17 protein-coding genes and 1 tRNA gene are annotated in these 16,731 nt (G+C 69.1%); 9 read left to right on the forward strand and 9 right to left on the reverse strand.

Annotated elements, in window-relative coordinates; all coding sequences use genetic code 11:
• Positions 1-6: 6 nt before the first annotated feature.
• Both ON30_RS22295 and ON30_RS22300 read right to left on the reverse strand, forming a co-directional pair.
• Positions 7-423 carry a PIN domain-containing protein gene (locus ON30_RS22295; protein ID WP_040709789.1) on the reverse strand — a complete coding sequence of 139 codons (417 nt, stop codon included), beginning with the start codon at positions 421-423 and terminating at the stop codon, positions 7-9.
• Positions 399-710 carry a hypothetical protein gene (locus ON30_RS22300; protein WP_051029769.1) on the reverse strand — a complete coding sequence of 104 codons (312 nt, stop codon included), beginning with the start codon at positions 708-710 and terminating at the stop codon, positions 399-401. The genes ON30_RS22295 and ON30_RS22300 overlap by 25 nt, the downstream gene beginning before the upstream one ends.
• Before the next feature lie 136 nt (positions 711-846).
• Here ON30_RS22300 and ON30_RS22305 point away from each other — a divergent pair, with 136 nt between their 5' ends.
• A complete protein-coding gene (locus ON30_RS22305; protein WP_040709791.1) occupies positions 847-1,428 on the forward strand; it encodes a GyrI-like domain-containing protein in 582 nt (193 codons plus the stop codon).
• On the opposite strand, the gene ON30_RS22310 is transcribed toward ON30_RS22305, so the two are convergent.
• Positions 1,404-1,970 carry a TIGR03086 family metal-binding protein gene (locus ON30_RS22310; protein WP_040709794.1) on the reverse strand — a complete coding sequence of 189 codons (567 nt, stop codon included), beginning with the start codon at positions 1,968-1,970 and terminating at the stop codon, positions 1,404-1,406. The two genes, ON30_RS22305 and ON30_RS22310, sit on opposite strands and share 25 nt — an antisense overlap.
• A gap of 300 nt (positions 1,971-2,270) precedes the next feature.
• Between ON30_RS22310 and ON30_RS22315 the strand changes: the two genes are divergently transcribed.
• Positions 2,271-2,338, forward strand: a tRNA-OTHER gene (locus ON30_RS22315).
• Between the two features lie 517 nt (positions 2,339-2,855).
• A complete protein-coding gene (locus ON30_RS22320; protein ID WP_040709796.1) occupies positions 2,856-4,454 on the forward strand; it encodes a TROVE domain-containing protein in 1,599 nt (532 codons plus the stop codon).
• A 36-nt stretch (positions 4,455-4,490) separates the two neighbouring features.
• Here ON30_RS22320 and ON30_RS22325 read toward each other — a convergent pair whose 3' ends face one another.
• A complete protein-coding gene (locus ON30_RS22325) occupies positions 4,491-4,754 on the reverse strand; it encodes a hypothetical protein (RefSeq protein WP_169334941.1) in 264 nt (87 codons plus the stop codon).
• On the reverse strand, positions 4,754-5,638 hold the full coding sequence (gene mca / locus ON30_RS22330; protein ID WP_169334939.1) for a mycothiol conjugate amidase Mca: 885 nt from the start codon (positions 5,636-5,638) through the stop codon (positions 4,754-4,756). The genes ON30_RS22325 and mca overlap by 1 nt, the downstream gene beginning before the upstream one ends.
• Before the next feature lie 104 nt (positions 5,639-5,742).
• Between mca and ON30_RS22335 the strand changes: the two genes are divergently transcribed.
• Together ON30_RS22335 and greA are read left to right on the forward strand one after the other, a co-directional pair.
• Complete coding sequence (locus ON30_RS22335; protein ID WP_040709868.1) at positions 5,743-6,204, forward strand: DUF4307 domain-containing protein; 462 nt, start codon at positions 5,743-5,745, stop codon at positions 6,202-6,204.
• Positions 6,205-6,522: 318 nt separating this feature from the next.
• The gene (greA, locus tag ON30_RS22340; RefSeq protein ID WP_040709801.1) at positions 6,523-7,017 is read left to right on the forward strand and encodes a transcription elongation factor GreA; all 495 of its coding nucleotides are present in this window, start codon (positions 6,523-6,525) and stop codon (positions 7,015-7,017) included.
• A gap of 66 nt (positions 7,018-7,083) precedes the next feature.
• Here greA and ON30_RS22345 read toward each other — a convergent pair whose 3' ends face one another.
• Positions 7,084-8,229 carry a cystathionine gamma-synthase gene (locus ON30_RS22345; RefSeq protein WP_040709804.1) on the reverse strand — a complete coding sequence of 382 codons (1,146 nt, stop codon included), beginning with the start codon at positions 8,227-8,229 and terminating at the stop codon, positions 7,084-7,086.
• Positions 8,230-8,297: 68 nt separating this feature from the next.
• Between ON30_RS22345 and ON30_RS22350 the strand changes: the two genes are divergently transcribed.
• Positions 8,298-9,461: an acyl-CoA dehydrogenase family protein gene (locus ON30_RS22350; protein WP_040709806.1), complete on the forward strand. Its 1,164-nt coding sequence runs from the start codon at positions 8,298-8,300 to the stop codon at positions 9,459-9,461.
• A 209-nt stretch (positions 9,462-9,670) separates the two neighbouring features.
• Here ON30_RS22350 and ON30_RS22355 read toward each other — a convergent pair whose 3' ends face one another.
• Positions 9,671-11,062 carry a cystathionine beta-synthase gene (locus ON30_RS22355; protein ID WP_040709808.1) on the reverse strand — a complete coding sequence of 464 codons (1,392 nt, stop codon included), beginning with the start codon at positions 11,060-11,062 and terminating at the stop codon, positions 9,671-9,673.
• Positions 11,063-11,180: 118 nt separating this feature from the next.
• Between ON30_RS22355 and ON30_RS22360 the strand changes: the two genes are divergently transcribed.
• From ON30_RS22360 to ON30_RS22370, 3 genes are all read left to right on the forward strand, one after another.
• On the forward strand, positions 11,181-11,642 hold the full coding sequence (locus ON30_RS22360) for a hypothetical protein (RefSeq protein WP_040709810.1): 462 nt from the start codon (positions 11,181-11,183) through the stop codon (positions 11,640-11,642).
• A gap of 89 nt (positions 11,643-11,731) precedes the next feature.
• A complete protein-coding gene (locus ON30_RS22365) occupies positions 11,732-12,664 on the forward strand; it encodes an SGNH/GDSL hydrolase family protein (RefSeq protein WP_085999390.1) in 933 nt (310 codons plus the stop codon).
• Between the two features lie 24 nt (positions 12,665-12,688).
• Positions 12,689-13,909 carry an acetyl-CoA C-acetyltransferase gene (locus ON30_RS22370; protein ID WP_040709812.1) on the forward strand — a complete coding sequence of 407 codons (1,221 nt, stop codon included), beginning with the start codon at positions 12,689-12,691 and terminating at the stop codon, positions 13,907-13,909.
• A gap of 63 nt (positions 13,910-13,972) precedes the next feature.
• Here the strand turns inward: ON30_RS22370 and ON30_RS22375 are convergent, their stop codons facing one another.
• Positions 13,973-14,827 carry a Bax inhibitor-1/YccA family protein gene (locus ON30_RS22375; protein WP_040709814.1) on the reverse strand — a complete coding sequence of 285 codons (855 nt, stop codon included), beginning with the start codon at positions 14,825-14,827 and terminating at the stop codon, positions 13,973-13,975.
• Between the two features lie 177 nt (positions 14,828-15,004).
• The gene (locus ON30_RS22380; protein ID WP_040709816.1) at positions 15,005-16,156 is read right to left on the reverse strand and encodes a class I SAM-dependent methyltransferase; all 1,152 of its coding nucleotides are present in this window, start codon (positions 16,154-16,156) and stop codon (positions 15,005-15,007) included.
• Between the last annotated feature and the right edge of the window lie 575 nt (positions 16,157-16,731).

The following is a 16,731-nucleotide window of genomic DNA, read 5'->3' on the forward strand; positions in this document are numbered from 1 at the left end:
CGAGCCCTACACCCGCACCACACGAACTCGTTTGCCGCACAACTGGGTCATGTCGTCCACATCCGAAGTCAGGACGATCACCGGCTTCACCGCGCGAAGTGCGGTAGCCGCTACCACGGCGTCGATCGCGTATTTGTGACCGTGCAGGCCCGCGGCACGCAGAAGGCCGATTGCCTCGAACGCGATCTCATCCGTCACGGGCTCGATCCGTAGACGGGAGAGATGCCAGCGAAAGCGTTCGTTCTCGACCCGCGTATCGAATGCCTCAACGGCGGACAGCGCGCTGACGACCACGCGGAAATCGTTGCTCTGTGCTTCGCGGACATGTGCGATGACTCTCCGGTCCGCCGAGCACCACTTCGACAGCCCTTCGCTGTCGAGTACCACCGTTCCAGCGGTCAGTCGGCTCGGCGTTCGCGCCATTCATCCTCCCCGTGCAGTTCCGGCGCGGATTTCACCTCGCGGAACAGGGCGGCGGCTTCGTCCGCGATCTCTGCCGGGATGACGCCGGCCTCCCGCTCATTCGCCAGCAACGCCTCCTCCAGAAGGTCGCGCTCGATCTGACGCTCGACGGCGGCATCCACGTAGGCCGAGAATCCTCGCGCACCCACCCGCTTCCTGATCGCTCTGATATTTCCCGCCCGGAGCGACACACTGACCTTCGCCGCAGGGCCGGAGCCCGGGGCGTACTCATCATGTAGTGCTGCCACCCGACAAGATTACTACTCGAAGTAGCAAATAGCACCCGCAATCGACACAACCGCACCGAACCTCCGGGTCCAGCGCGGCTGGACCCTCCCCTCGGGGGAGACGGCATGATCCCGAGATCGACTATCGGAGGTCTGTATGAAACTGGATCTGGTCCGCAGTGACCCGCACTATTACGGCGCACCCGCGCAACCGGTGTTGCGCACGTTCGGCACCTACGGATACGCGACGGTCACCGGGCGGGGCGCGCCGTTGGGGGAGGCGTACACCGAGGCGGTGGGCAGGTTGTATCGGGCCGTGTACGGGGCCAAGAAGCGGTCGAAGGCGGCGGGACTGGATTTCGTGGCGCCGAAGTTGGAGGGGTTGTGGTGGGTGGAGTCGACGGAGCCGCCGTTGACGGTGCCACGTGAGTTGTGGCACTGGAAGATGATGATCCGGCTACCGGAGTTCGTGACGGCGGAGACCGTCGAAGGGGCCGCCTACGAAGAGTTGTGCGAAGGGGAGGCCGTGCAGGTCATGCACCGCGGACCGTACGCGGCCGAACCGGAGACGCTGGCGCGCATGGAGGAATTCCTGCGCGCCGAAGGGCTCGCGATGAACGGGCGCCATCACGAGATCTATCTCTCCGATCCGCGGCGGGCGAATCCGGAGACGATGAGAACCGTTCTGCGCCATCCGGTTCGGCGGCTCGCCGGTCAGCCCCAGGTGCGACCGAGGTAGGCGATGAGCGCGGCGTGCGCGGGCGCGTCGGCGGGCGCGGGGAGTTCGGGACCGATCAGGCCGGGCTGCCGGAACGGTTCCACGCCCTTGGTCTCGTGCATGACCTCGAGCAGTTCCGCGCACAACCCCTCGTCGATCAGGTCGGCGCGGCCCAGGGCGAGCGCGATGTCGATCCCGTGCACGACGACCTCGGTCAGGTGGACCAGCGCGGCTTCGGGGGCCGCGAGGATGCCGACCGCGAGGCGGACCTTCGCGTCGGGCAGATCGAGGCGATGCCATGCGGCGCGGTCGATTTCGGCGGCGGCGGCGAACGCGGCCTGCGGATCGCCGCCGAGCCAGTCGCTGTCGTGCGAGCCGACCGGTTCGGTGCCCGACAGTTCGGCGGCGAACACGCGCATTCCGCCGACGGTGTGATTGAGCACCTTGCGGACCTCCCATTCGGTGCACGGCGTGGCCGCCGACCATCGATCCTTCTCGACCGCGTCGACGATTCGGCCTGTCATATCGATGGCGCGGTCGATCCGGCCGATCACAGTCTGCATGGGCTTCCTTCACTGGAGTGTCTACTGCATTGGTAGCACGACGGAGCGACATCCAACGGCTCACACTACCGGCGAGTACCGTTCGTCACTATCGGTGAAAACGCTTGCGCGCCGGGGACTGTCCGGTTACCTTTCCGTCGACGTTCCGGTGCGCGGGGGACGGCTACTCCGGTTCAACTCCGGTCGGAACTCCGATCGCTCGATACGGCGAGCACGAACCGTCCCCGCTTCGATCTCGGACGTCCCGCCGAAAAATGCGGTGCGCGCCCGCGGCCGACCGGCTACTTTCGTCTTCAGCACCCGGTGCGAGGGAGACGGTTACTTCCCTTTCACGGAACAGGTCGCGGGTTCGAATCCCGCCCGGACCACGAGGCCCGGTAGCTCAGCGGCAGAGCGGTACACACCGTCACCGAGGCGAACTCGGGTGCGCCAACTCTACGACCACACGGAAAAGGGGATGCGCGAATGACATCGACTCGAATACAGTCGACAACGCATCCGGTGCGTGGGTAACGGTTACTTCTGGTGGGAAGTTCGGGTTCGAATCCCGTCCGTATCTCGATATGGTCTTCCGTTCCGTCACCGACCTGAACTCGGATGCCGCACAACTGCATACGCACCTCCCGGTGCACGGCCGACGGATATCGCGCGAGGGTCAGCGTGAATCCGTCCGACCGGATACGATCTCGGGAGGATTCGCGTGCGCACCGGCCGGTGCGTGGACGACGGCTACTTCCAGCCCGCCGATCTCCGGATCGTTCCGGTTCGAACCCGGATCACCGCGCGCGGTGATGGTGGAATTGGCAGACACAGCGGGAGCCGTCCGCCATTTCGATCTCGGCCGGTCACGCGAATCCCCCCGCCATTTCTCTCGGGGGAATTTCCATGAGCAAGTTCAATATCGCGCGTGCGCGTCGCGCGCCCACTTCGCCGGTGGTGAGCGAGTCCGTCCCCACGGGCCGCACCCACGAGGGCGCGCCCGGTTACGCGCGCACCGTGCGCGGTGAGCTGTTCCTGCTGGCCGTGTCGAACATGGTCGGCGAGGACACCTTCTACGAGGCCGCCGTTCAGCGCGACGACCGCTACACCGCGCTGGTGCGCGAGGCCACACTCGCCGATCCCGAGTGGACAGCGCGGCTGCTGGGCTGGCTGCGCGGTTCGGCGAATCTGCGCAGCGCCGCCCTGGTCGGCGCGGCCGAATTCGCCAAGGCGCGCCTGGACGCCGGACTGCCCGGCATGTCCAGGCAGGTGATCGACTCGGTGTTGCTGCGGGCCGACGAGCCCGGCGAACTGCTGGCCTACTGGACCGCCGCGCACGGGCGCGCACTGCCCAAGCCGGTCAAGCGCGGCGTCGCCGACGCGGTGCGCCGCCTCTACGACCAGCGCTCCCTGCTGAAGTGGGACAGCGCGGGCCGCGCGTTCCGCTTCGCCGACGTCATCGAGCTGACCCACCCGTCGGCCGCGCCCGACAAGCCGTGGCAGGGCGCGGTCTACGCGCACGCACTGGACCGGCGGCACGGCAACCGCGCGGTCGACCTGCCCGCCGAGCTGACGGTGTTGCGCGCCAACGCCGCGCTGCTGGCGCGGCCGGTCGAGCGGCGTCGTGACCTGTTCGCCGACCGCGACGTCGCCCGCGCCACGCTGCGCGAGGCCGGGATGACGTGGGAGTCGGTCGCGGGCTGGCTCCAGGGTCCATTGGACGCGGCGGTGTGGGAGGCGCTGATCCCGTCCATGGGTTACATGGCGAAGTTGCGCAATCTGCGCAGCTTCGACACGGCCGGGGTGAGCGACGCCGTCGCGGCCGAGGTCGCGGCGGAGTTGGCCGATCCGGAGCGGGTGGCGACCTCGCGGCAGTTGCCGATGCGGTTCCTCTCGGCCTACCGCGCGGCGCCGTCGCTGCGGTGGGGTCATGCCCTGGAGCGGGCGCTGAACCACTCGTTGGCGAACGTGCCCGCGCTGCCGGGCCGCACGCTGATCCTGGTGGACACCTCCAGCTCCATGTCCGCCCCGTTCTCCCGCGACGGCGCGACCAAGCGGTGGGACGCGGCGGTGGTCTTCGGACTGGCGCTGGCGAATCGGTGCGCGCGCGCCGAGGTGGTCTCCTACTCGAGCGCGTGGGGCGACACCCCGCGCACCCGGGTGTTCGAGGCGCGGCGTCGCGAGCCGGTGCTGCGGGCGGTCGAGCGCTGGCAGCGCGACGGCTACTTCCTCGGCGCGGCCACCGAGACGGCGGCGGCGGTGCGCGAGCACTGGGCGGGCCACGATCGGGTCGTCCTGCTCACCGATGAGCAGGCGGGCGACGGCGACGTCGGCGCGGCGCTGCCGGCGAAGACGCCGCTGTACACGTGGAATCTGGCGGGCTACCGCTACGGCCACGCGCCCAGCGGCGGTGCGCACCGGCACGCGTTCGGCGGGCTCACCGACGCGGGATTCGGCATGATCCCGCTGCTCGAGGCGGGTCGCGACGCCCGCTGGCCGTTCTGAGCGGGTCGGGGGACGCGCGGGCGTTCCCCAACCCGGTCAGCGACCTTTCGCCGACCCCTCCGGGCCGGATTCCGAACGTCGGGTGATGCCGTGCTCGGTCCCTTCGTCGGCCTCCTGATCCGGTTCCGGATGTTCGGGCTCGAAGGTGGGCGGCAGGTTCTTCAGGTGCTTGTTCATCGACCGCACCAGCAGCACCGTGCCGACCAGCAGCAACAGGACGATCGCCAGACCCAGCGGCGACGCCTTGCCGAATTCGGGGCCGGTGGGGGTTCCGGGGGTCTGGGCGAGCAGTTCGAGAATCACCGGTGCTCGTCCTCGATCCCGGCGAACAGATCGTCCTCCGGCAGGGCGGTGCTGACCCGGGTGCGGGCCAACTCGAACTCCTCGGTCGGCCACAGCCGCTGCTGCAACTCGATCGGGATGGCGAAGAACGCGCCGTTCGGGTCGATCTGGGTGGCATGCGCGCGCAGCGCGTCGTCACGCTGGGTGAAGTACTTGCCGCATTCGATCTGGGTGGTGACCCGCACCATGCGGTCCGCGCGGGCTTCGCTGTACTGGCGCATCCGGTCCAGCCACTCCTGCAACGGGAACGGCTCGCCCATGCGCTCGTATTCGGCGGAGAACACCTCGAGCCGCTTCATGCTGAAGCCGTGGTCGTAGTACAGCTTGAGCGGCGTCCACGGCTCGCCGGCGTCGGGGAAGCGCTCCGGATCACCGGCCGCCTCGTAGGCGGCCACCGACACCTCGTGGCAGCGGATGTGATCGGGGTGCGGATAGCCGCCGTTCTCGTCGTAGGTGGTGATGACGTGCGGGCGGAATTCGCGGATCACCCGCACCAGCGCCTCGGTGGACTCCTCGAGCGGCACCAGCGCGAAGCAGCCCTCCGGCAGCGGCGGCGGCGGATCGCCCTCGGGCAGCCCGGAGTCGACGTAGCCGAGCCAGGTCTGGCGCACCCCGAGCGCGCGGGCGGCCGCGGCCATCTCCTCGCGGCGGACCTCGTGGATGCGGTCGAGCACCCCCGGGGTGTCCATCGCCGGGTTCAGGATGCTGCCGCGTTCGCCGCCGGTCAGCGTCACGACGAGCACCTCGTGCCCCTCGTCGGCGTACCGGGCGGTGGTCGCGGCACCCTTGCTGGATTCGTCGTCTGGGTGGGCGTGCACCGCCATGAGGCGAAGGCCACTCACGTCTCGTTCACCGTCGCTCTCGGTCGCGGGTGTCAAGTCTTCGTTCCCTATAGTTCCATTCGACCCAGTTTTGTTCCGACGTACCCCCCGGGAGTGCCGAGTCCATGAACGAGCCCGAGCCGGAAACCATCGGTGGCGCGCCCGCCGCGGGAGCGGCCCGGCGCGCCGATCGCTACGGCGCCGCCGCGCCACGGCGGCGGCCCTGGTTGCCCGTCGCGGCCACCGCCGCGGTGCTGGTCCTCGGCTTCGGGGTCGCCTACCTGGGCTTCCAGAAGTACGGCACCCGCGATGTCGAGGCCGAACAACTCGGCTACACCGTCGTCGACGACAGCACCCTGTCGGTGCGACTGAAGGTCACCCGCGACGATCCGACGCGCCCGGCGGTCTGTTTCGTTCGCGCGATGGATCGCGACACCGTCGAGGTCGGCAGGCGCGAGATCCTGGTGACCTCCTCCGAGCACGGGACGGTCGAGTTCACCACCGAGGTGCGGTCCTCCTCGCGGCCCTCAGCGGGGGATGTCTACGGGTGCAGCATGCACGTGCCGGAGTATCTGCGGGCGGAGTGACCGCGAAGTAGCGAGCGGTGCAAAGGTCACGAATCGACCCCGCGCTCGCTCGCAAAATGAACTCCGACCTGCGTATTTGTGAATCATGCTAAAATGGCGTGATACACGGTTCCGGGGCTCGGAGCCGTGTTTGCTGCATTGGCGGCCAGCGCTGTGAGTTCCGGGTTTTCGGGTTTGCCCGGGACCAGGCCTGTCGGGGTTCGACGAACTTCCCAGGATCGCTCTAGCCGTCGGCTGGTGCGCGCCTGCCTCCGGGTGGGCCGCAGCGGTATCAGGGAATCCCGGCACGCCGGGAACAACTACTAGGGAGTGATCGAGATGACCGAGACGCAAGTGACCTGGCTGACCCCGGAGTCGCACGACAGGCTCAAGGGCGAACTCGACGCGCTCATCGCCAACCGTCCCGTCATCGCCGCGGAGATCAACGAGCGCCGGGAGGAGGGCGACCTCAAGGAGAACGGCGGCTACCACGCCGCGCGCGAGGAGCAGGGTCAGCAGGAAGCGCGCATCCGGCAGCTCCAGGAACTGCTGAACAACGCGAAGGTCGGCGTCGCCCCCACCAAGTCCGGCGTCGCACTCCCCGGTTCGGTGGTCAAGGTCTACTACGACGGCGACGAATCCGACACCGAGACCTTCCTGATCGCCACCCGCGAAGAAGGTCTGAGCGATTCGAAGCTGGAGACCTACTCCCCCAACTCCCCGCTCGGCGGCGCGCTGATCGATGCCAAGGTCGGTGAGACGCGCGAGTACACCCTGCCCAACGGCAACACCATGAAGGTCACACTGCTGAGCGCGGAGCCGTACCACAGCTGATCTCCTTCGTCGGAAACCCGAGACCAGAGCGGCCGCCCCCGGATCGGAGGCGGCCGCTCTGTCGTGTCAACCCGCCAGCGCCTGTTCGACGTCGCTGAGCAGATCGCCGGCATCCTCGATGCCGACCGAGAGCCGCACCAGGTCCGCGGGCACCTCCAGCACCGATCCCTCGGTGGAGGCGTGGGTCATCGCGGCCGGATGTTCGATCAACGACTCCACCCCGCCGAGGGATTCGGCCAGGGTGAAGATCTTCGTGCGCGAGCAGAAGTCGTGGGCGGCTTCGCGTCCGCCGTGCAGGCGCACCGAGATCATGCCGCCGAAACGGCGCATCTGCTTGTCGGCCACCACGTGACCGGGGTGTTCGGGCAGACCCGGGTAGATGACCTGGGAGATCTTCGGATGACCCGTCAGATAGCCCGCCAAGGTCTCGGCGTTGTCGCAGTGCCGTTCCATGCGCAGCGCCAGCGTCTTGGTGCCGCGCGCGGTCAGGTAGGCGTCGAACGGGCCCGGTACCGCGCCCGCGCCGTTCTGCAGGAACGCGAAGGCCGCGTCGAGTTCGGGATCGTTGGTGATCAGGACGCCGCCGACCACGTCGGAGTGCCCGCCCAGGTATTTGGTGGTCGAGTGGGTGACGACATCCGCGCCCAGCAGCAGCGGCTGTTGCAGGTACGGGGTGGCGAAGGTGTTGTCCACCACCAGTTTCGCGCCCACCGCGTGCGCGATGTCGGCCAGCGCGGGGATGTCGCCGATGCTGAGCAGCGGGTTGGTGGGGGTCTCGATCCAGATCAGCTTGGTGTTCGGGCGGATCGCGGCCCGCATCTCGTCGGTGTCGAACACGTGCGCCGGGGAATGCTCGATCCCCCACTGGCTGAAGACCTTGTCGATCAGGCGGAAGGTGCCGCCGTAGGCGTCGTCGGGGATCACGACGTGATCGCCGGGACGCAGCATCGCGCGCAGCGCGCAGTCGGTGGCGGCCATCCCGGAGGCGAACGCGCGGCCGTGGGAACCCGATTCCAGCGCGGCGAGATTCGCCTCGAGCGCGGTGCGGGTCGGGTTGCCGGTGCGGCCGTACTCGAATCCGCCGCGCAGGCCGCCGACGCCGTCCTGGGCGAAGGTCGAACTCGCGTAGATCGGCACGTTCACCGCGCCGGTGAGCGGATCCGGATCGTAACCGGCGTGCACGGCCCGTGTGGAGAATCCCAGCTCGGTCATGGTCCCACCCTAAACTCCGCGCTTCGCGGCCCGCCGAGCGCCCGGGTGCGGACCTCTAGGCTGAGCCCATGGTGACCGTTGACGAACTGTTCGCGATCGATGCCCTGCTCACCGCCGAGGAGCGCGAGATCCGGGATACCGTGGCCGCCTTCGCGGCGCGACGGCTGCGTCCGCACATCGCGGACTGGTTCGAGGCGGGCAGCCTGCCGGTGCGCGAACTCGCGCCGCAATTGGGCGAGCTGGGCCTGCTCGGCATGCATCTCGAGGGCTACGGCTGCGCGGGACTCTCGGCCACCAGTTACGGCCTGGCCTGCCAGGAACTCGAGGCGGTCGACTCCGGCATCCGCAGCATGGTGTCGGTGCAGGGGTCGCTGGCGATGACCGCGATCCACCTGTTCGGTTCCGAGGAGCAGAAGCAGCACTGGCTACCCGAGATGGCGGCGGGCCGGGTCCTGGGCTGTTTCGGCCTGACCGAACCCGATTTCGGCTCCAACCCGGGCGGGATGCGCACCCGGGCGGTCCGCGACGGCGACGACTGGGTGCTCAACGGCTCGAAGATGTGGATCACCAACGGGTCGGTGGCCGACGTCGCGGTGGTGTGGGCGCGCACCGACGAACGCATCCGCGGATTCCTCGTCCCCACCGACACCCCCGGTTTCCAGGCCCGCGAGATGCACCGCAAACTCTCGCTGCGCGCCTCGATCACCGCGGAACTGGAATTCGACGACCTGCGCCTGCCCGGTGACGCCGTGCTGCCGGAATCGCGCGGGCTGGCCTCGCCGCTGGCCTGCCTGAGCGAGGCGCGTTTCGGGATCGTGTTCGGCGCGCTGGGGGCGGCCAGGGATTGCCTGAACGCCGCGATCGACTACGCCCGTACCCGCGAGGTCTTCGACAAACCCCTCGCCGCCTACCAGCTCACCCAGGCCAAACTCGCGGATATGGCGGTGGAACTGGGCAAAGGGCAACTGCTGGCGATCCAGCTCGGCAGGCTCAAGGACCGGCACGAGATCAGCGGGGAGCAGATCAGCGCGGGCAAGTTGAACAGCACGCGCGAAGCGATCGCCATCGCGCGCGAGTGCCGCACCATCCTGGGCGCGAACGGCATCACCCTGGACTATCCGGTGCTGCGTCACGCCAACAACCTGGAGTCGGTGCTGACCTACGAAGGCACCGCCGAGGTGCACCAGTTGGTGTTGGGCAAGGCGCTGACCGGCGCGGACGCCTTCCGCTGAGGGAGCAGCCGCCCCCGAACACGCCGGGGCGGCCCGAACCCGGCCGCCCCGAACACGCCGGGGCGGCCCGAACCCGGCCGCCCCGAACATGGTTGCCACGAATCCCTGTGGCCGCCGACGCGGTAGCCACCGCCCTCGAGAACTGCCACCCGGTAGTCGTTGCCCCCACTGCGGCTACCCGGTGGCCGCCGCCCTCGGTGCCGCCGCCCTCAGTGGCCCAGGGTGCCGATGCTGAGGAAGCCGAGCAGGTCGTGGCGGGTGATGACGCCCACCGGCTTGCCGTCGTCGACCACCATGAGCGCGTCGGTGTCCGAGAGCGCCTTGGTGGCCGCGGAGATCGGCTCACCCGAGCCGATCAGCGGGAACGAGGCGCTCATGTGCTTCTCCACCGAATCGGTGAGGTGCGCGCGGCCCTCGAAGACCGCCGAGAGCAGATCCCGCTCGGAGACGCTGCCCGCGACCTCGCCCGCCATCACCGGCGGTTCCGCGCCGACCACCGGCATCTGCGAGACGCCGTATTCGCGCAGGATCTCGATGGCGTCGCGCAAGGTCTCCGACGGGTGGGTGTGCACCAGATCGGGCAGTTCGCCGGACTTGCCGCGCAGCACGTCGCCGACCAGCGGTTCGGCGGTGCTGCCGTCCAGGCGGGTGCGCAGGAAGCCGTAGGAGCTCATCCACTGGTCGTTGAAGATCTTCGACAGGTAGCCGCGGCCGCCGTCGGGCAGCAGCACGACCACCACGGCCTCGGGATCGCGGCGCGCCACCTCGATGGCCGCCACCACCGCCATCCCGCAGGAGCCGCCGACCAGCAGCCCTTCCTCGCGGGCCAGTCGCCTGGTCATGTCGAAGGAGTCCGCGTCGGAGACGGCGATGATCTCGTCGGGGATCGCCGGGTCGTAGGCCGAGGGCCAGAAGTCCTCGCCGACGCCCTCGACCAGGTACGGCCGCCCGGTGCCGCCGGAGTAGACCGAGCCCTCCGGGTCCGCGCCGACGACCTTCACCTTGCCGCCGGAGACCTCCTTGAGGTAGCGGCCGGCGCCGGTGATGGTGCCGCCGGTGCCGACGCCCGCGACGAAGTGGGTGACCTTGCCCTCGGTGTCACGCCAGATCTCCGGACCGGTGGTCTCGTAGTGGCTGTCGGGGCCGCCCGGGTTGGAGTACTGGTCGGGCTTCCACGCGCCGTCGATCTCGCGCACCAGGCGGTCGGAGACGCTGTAGTAGCTGTCCGGGTGGTCCGGGGGGACGGCCGTCGGGCACACCACGACCTCGGCGCCGTAGGCGCGCAGCACGTTGCGCTTGTCCTCGGAGACCTTGTCCGGGCAGACGAACACGCACTTGTAGCCACGCTGTTGCGCCACCAGCGCCAGACCGACGCCGGTGTTGCCGGAGGTCGGCTCGACGATGGTGCCGCCCGGCCGCAGTTGCCCCGACGCCTCGGCCGCCTCGATCATCTTCACCGCGATGCGGTCCTTGGAGCTGCCGCCCGGGTTCAGATATTCGATCTTGGCGGCGACCAGACCCGCGTTCGGGCCGACCACCGAGTTCAGCCGGACCAGGGGAGTGTTGCCGATGAGGTCCACGACGTGATCCGCGATGCGCATAGCCCCATCGTTGCAGAAGTGCGAGAACACGCCACATCGGCCGGGGGCTCGCGCACCGGCACGACATCGGCCTGTCCCGTCCCCCGAACCGGACCCCGCGCGCCTAGGATGCGGAAACATGAAGCAGCCCAACCTCGCCCGCGCGGTCGCGGTACTCGTGAGCGTCGCGGCCTCGCTGGCCGTCGCCTCCGGCGCGCACGCCGCCGCGGCCACCACCTCCTTCCCCCAGGTCCCGACCCTCGCGCGCGGCGGTCTGTGCTGGACGAACATCCAGACCTGGGCCGACACCAGCCCCGACTGGCCGGGCCGGGCGATCCTGAACATGAAGGCCACCCCGGTCCAGGGCGTCGGACCGGGCCTGTACCCGTTCGCGCCGCTGTGCGAGGTCCGGGCGATCGTGGCTTGGCGCAACATGAACACCGGCGCGGTCGGCACCTACGAGAACACCGTGGTGACCGGCATCTACGGCAGCATCCAGTACTCGCTGTTCCAGGACACCGGGCCGGGCCGGGTGGAGGTCGTGGTCAGCACGGACGCGCTCAACGTCCCGGCGCAGGCCGGATTCGACGTCCCGGCCTGAGCTTCGTCGGAATCGGCACGAGCCGGCACCGGCCATCTCCCCGTAATATTTCCGGTGTGGCACGTCGGATGAACAGGCGGACCGCCGCCATGACAGGGATAGCCACCGTGCTGGCCGGATCGGGCGCGGGCACGGCGTCGTGGGCCGCGTATCGGGTGCTGACCGCGCAGGCGGGCGTCGCGCGCGGCGTCATCGGCCGGGACACCTCCAAACCGCCGGAGGCGGACGGCGTCTACACCGCGGGCGGCGCGGACCCGCTGCCGTGGCGACCGGGCACGCCGGTCGACGTGCACCTGATGGTCTTCGGCGATTCCACGGCGGCCGGGCTGGGCTGCGCGGTCTGCGAGGAAGTGCCCGGGGTGCGCATCGCGCGCGGGCTGGCCGAGGCGACGGGGCTGCGCGTGCGGCTGAGCACCAAGGCGATCTGCGGGGCCACCTCCAAAGGTCTGGCGGGCCAGGTGGACGCGATGTTCATCGCGGGGCCGCCGCCGGACGCCGCGGTCATCTTCATCGGCGCCAACGACATCACCAAGAAGCATTCGATCTCCGCCTCGGCCCACCGACTCGGCGCGGCGGTGGGGCGTCTGCGCGCCGCGGGCAGCGTCGTGGTGGTCGGCACCTGTCCCGACCTCGGCACCGTCTCGGCGATCCCGCAACCGCTGCGCACCGTCGTGCACAACTGGAGCGCCCGACTCGCCCGTGCCCAACTCGGGGTGGTGCTCGCGGCGGGCGGACAACCGGTGTCGATGCGCGATCTCGGCCCGGAATTCCTCACCGCCCCCGACCGCCTGTTCGCCGAGGACGGCTTCCACCCCTCCGCCGACGGCTACGCCCTGGCCGCCGCGCACGTCCTGCCGGTCCTGGTGGGCGCGCTCGCGCAACGACGCGGCGAATCCGAGCAGGCCCGCTCGGCCGATCGTCGCGGCATCACCGCCCGCCTGCGCGGACTCGTCGAATCGCCGGGGTGGCGTCTGCGACGCTCCGCGGATTCGGTACACATAGAAGTGCCAGTACAAAACTGAGCACGGAGTACCCAAGGAGCCCTCATGCCCGAGGCAGTCATCGTTTCCACCGCTCGCTCCCCCATCGGCCGCGCCGCCAAGGGTTCGCTGGTGAATATGCGCCCCGACGATCTCACCACCCAGATCGTGCGGGCCGCGTTGGACAAGATCCCCGCGCTCGACCCCACCCGCATCGACGACCTGATCCTGGGCTGCGGTTCGCCCGGCGGCGAACAGGGGTTCAACCTGGCCCGCATCGTGGCCGTGGAACTGGGTTACGACTCGCTGCCCGGCACCACCGTGCACCGCTACTGCGCGTCGTCGTTGCAGTCCACCCGGATGGCCTTCCACGCCATCAAGGCCGGGGAAGGCGAGGTGTTCATCTCCGCGGGCGTGGAGACGGTGTCGCGGTACAAGAACGGCTCGGCCGACAGTTGGCCCGACACCAAGAACCCGTTCTTCGACGAGGCCCAGGCGCGCACCGCGGCCACCGCCGAGGGCGGCAAGGGCGCCTGGCACGACCCGCGCGAGGACGGACTGGTCCCCGACCCGTACATCGCGATGGGCCAGACCGCCGAGAACGTCGCCTCCTTCACCGGCATCACCCGGGAAGACCAGGACCGGTGGGGCGTGCGCTCGCAGAACCGGGCCGAACAGGCCATCGCGGCGGGCTTCTTCGAGCGTGAGATCACCCCGGTCACGCTGCCCGACGGCACCGTCGTCAGCAAGGACGACGGCCCGCGCGCCGGCGTCACCTACGAAGCGGTCAGCAAGCTCAAGCCGGTGTTCCGCCCCGACGGCACCGTCACCGCGGGCAACTGCTGCCCGCTCAACGACGGCGCGGCGGCGCTGGTCATCATGAGCGACACCGCCGCCAAGGACCTCGGCCTGACCCCGCTGGCGCGCATCGTCTCCACGGGCGTGTCCGGGCTCTCGCCGGAGATCATGGGTCTGGGCCCGATCGAGGCCGTCAAGCGGGCGCTGGCGCTGGCGGGCAAGTCCGTCTCCGACATCGACCTGTTCGAGATCAACGAGGCGTTCGCGGTGCAGGTGCTCGGCTCGGCGCGTGAGCTGAAGATCGACGAGGACACCCTCAATGTCTCCGGCGGCGCGATCGCGCTGGGCCACCCGTTCGGCATGACCGGCGCGCGCATCACCACCACGCTGATCAACAACCTCCAGACCTACGACAAGCAGTTCGGTGTGGAGACCATGTGCGTCGGCGGCGGCCAGGGCATGGCGATGGTCATCGAGCGACTGAGCTAGCGGTCCCTGGACGACGAAGGGCGGCCCCACCGGTGGTGGGACCGCCCTTCTCGGTTCGACCGATCAGTCGTTGTTGAAGTAGCTCAGCAGTCGCAGGATCTCGACGTAGAGCCAGACCAGGGTGACGGTCAGGCCGAGCGCGACGCCCCAGGCCGCCTTCTCCGGCGCCTGGGCGCGGATCAGCTGGTCGGCGGCGTCGAAGTCGAGCAGGAAGCTGAACGCCGCGATCGCGATGCACACCAGGCTGAACACGATCGCCAGCGCACCGCCGTCACGCAGGCCGAGGCCGCCGGAGATGAAGAAGCTCGCGATCAGGTTGCCCACGGCGAGCACCAGCACGCCGATCATGGCGCCGACGATCATGCGGGTGAAGCGCGGCGTGACGCGGATGGCCCCGGTCTTGTAGACCACGAGCATGCCCGCGAAGACGCCGAAGGTGCCGAGCACCGCTTGGCCGATCAGGGCGCTGCCGCCGACTCCGCCGAAGGCGACGTCGGTGAACATGAACGACAGCGCACCGAGGAAGAAACCCTCGGCGACCGCGTAGGACAGCACGATGGCCGGGTTGTCCATCTTGTTCGCGAAGGTCGCGATCAGCACGAGCACCAGGCCGACCAGGCCGCCGACGATGACGAACAGCGGGGCCAGCGAGGTGTTGGCGTTGGTGAGCGCGTAGGACACGATCGCCGACAGGGCCAGTACGCCCAGGGTGATGCCGGTCTTGGTCACCACGTCGTCGATGGTCATGGCCCGCGTCGCGGGGGCCGGGGCGTACGGCTGCTGCTGGTAGGGCTGCTGCTGTCCGTACTGGTTGCCGACCTGGCCGGCGCCTGCCACCCCGGATCCGAAATTGGCGTAACCGCCGACGCCTTCTTGCCTCGGCAAGTTTCTGAAGACCGGATTGCTGCTGGTACGCAAAGCACCTACCTCCTGGTGGGGTGATCTCTGGCCGGGATGCTACCTGTGTCCGGTTACCGGGAAGCATTCCATGATCGGTCCGTTATGTCCCTATCGACCAGGTAACGAACGATCGGACCGTCCGGTTCCCGAGGGTGGGCGGAATACCGACAATTCGGACTCCACCGTCGCCGGGGTCTACCGCTCCTGGACGTCGTGCAGGCCACGCACGGATCGGGTGACCGTGAACTTCCGGTTCCGGCCCACCACATCGGTGCGCCCGACCATCCGCTCCACGACACCACGATAGTTCAGGTGCGAGTTGTACACCGTCCAGAGTTCTCCGCCCGGACGCAGCACCCGACCGGTCTCGGCGAACATCTTGATCGCCGACCCCGTGTGCACCGCCGCCCCCACGTGGAACGGCGGATTGCACAGCACCAGATCCGCGCTGTTGTCCGCGGCCGAGGACATCGCGTCGTCGCGCACCACCCGCACCCGATCCTCCACCTCGTTGACGGCCGCCGTCGCCCGCGCCGAGGCCACCGCCGCCGCCGACTGGTCGGTGCCGACCACCCGGATCGCCGGACGCGCCTTGGCCAGCGCGACCGCCAGGATGCCCGTCCCGCAGCCCAGATCGATGGCGTCGCGGGCGTCGGGCTTCATCCACTTCAGATGTTGCAGCAGGAACCGGGTGCCGATGTCCAGGCGCGGGCCGGAGAAGGCCGCGCCGTGCGCGACAACGTCCAGGTCGAAATCCTCGAGTCGATCGCGCACGGGGAACGCGGGCGAGCCGACGGCCTTCGGCCCGGTGACCAGCAGCGTGCGCGACTTCTGCCGCCCCCGACTGGCCCGGACCTGCGAAAAGTACTGACCCAAGGTGTCGTTCATGGACTTGGTGAGGTATTTGTCACGACCCCCGGCGATCACCGTCACGTCGGGTGCCGCGTAGCGCGCGATCGACTCGGCGATCTCGGCCAGCCCGGACAGCGCCCGCGGCAGGCGCAGCAGCACCGCACGCACACCGTCGAGCAGGTCGACGTCGAGCGCGTGGGCGGTGTAGCGATCGGCCAGGCCCAGCGCCTTGGCGTTGTTCGCGAGCGCGAGCTCACCGGTCAGCAGATCCTGGTGAACGCGGATATCGCGCAGATCGTGGCCCACGACCACGCCCAGCGTCAGCGCGCCGTACGCGTCGCCGATCACCGCAACCTTTCCGCTACCCGCAGCGGCGACGGCCTCGCCCGCGACGTCGAGGACGAGCCGATCGGCGGCATCGACGGCATAGAGGTTCAGGGCCTCCACATCCGGATACCGCCGCAGGCGGCTGAGTACCTCCTCGACATCTCCCACACCGTCAAGTGTGCTAGATCGTTGCCCTTCGGTCACGACTGGCCCGGACTTTGCCGGCTGCGGGATCGAGGCCATCGCGTGAGACACACCGACACAATAGTTTTCGGTCGAGGCCCGCGGCGACACGCGACGCGCCGCGAACCACATTCCGCGTCGAATCCGACCACTCGGCACCGGGAGACCGGAGAGGGCGCGAACCGCGACTCGGCCTGCGCCGCCGCGACATCGGATCGACGGGACGCGCCGAATCGCCATGACGAGTCATATCGGGTGCTCACCCCGATATCGGCCGGACCGTCAGGCGTGTCGCACGGAGGCGGAATTCGCGCGGATTCCGAGCCCGGCGCGGCGGCCCACACGCGGTTCGCGCCGAATCCCGGTGGCGGCCATGCGGATACCACCGCTCGGGTGACCGAGAACACAATCACCGCGTTCGTGGGCACATGATCCGTCATCGATCCACGACCGCCACCGCGCGGAGACGGAGCGCGAGATGCGTTCCACCCTCGGCACATCGAGTTACACACACCGGCGACACCCGCGCGTGGCATCCCAACAGCTAATATTTCGCATCC

The sequence above is a fragment of the Nocardia takedensis NBRC 100417 genome, assembly GCF_000308695.1.
GTDB lineage: Bacteria > Actinomycetota > Actinomycetes > Mycobacteriales > Mycobacteriaceae > Nocardia > Nocardia takedensis.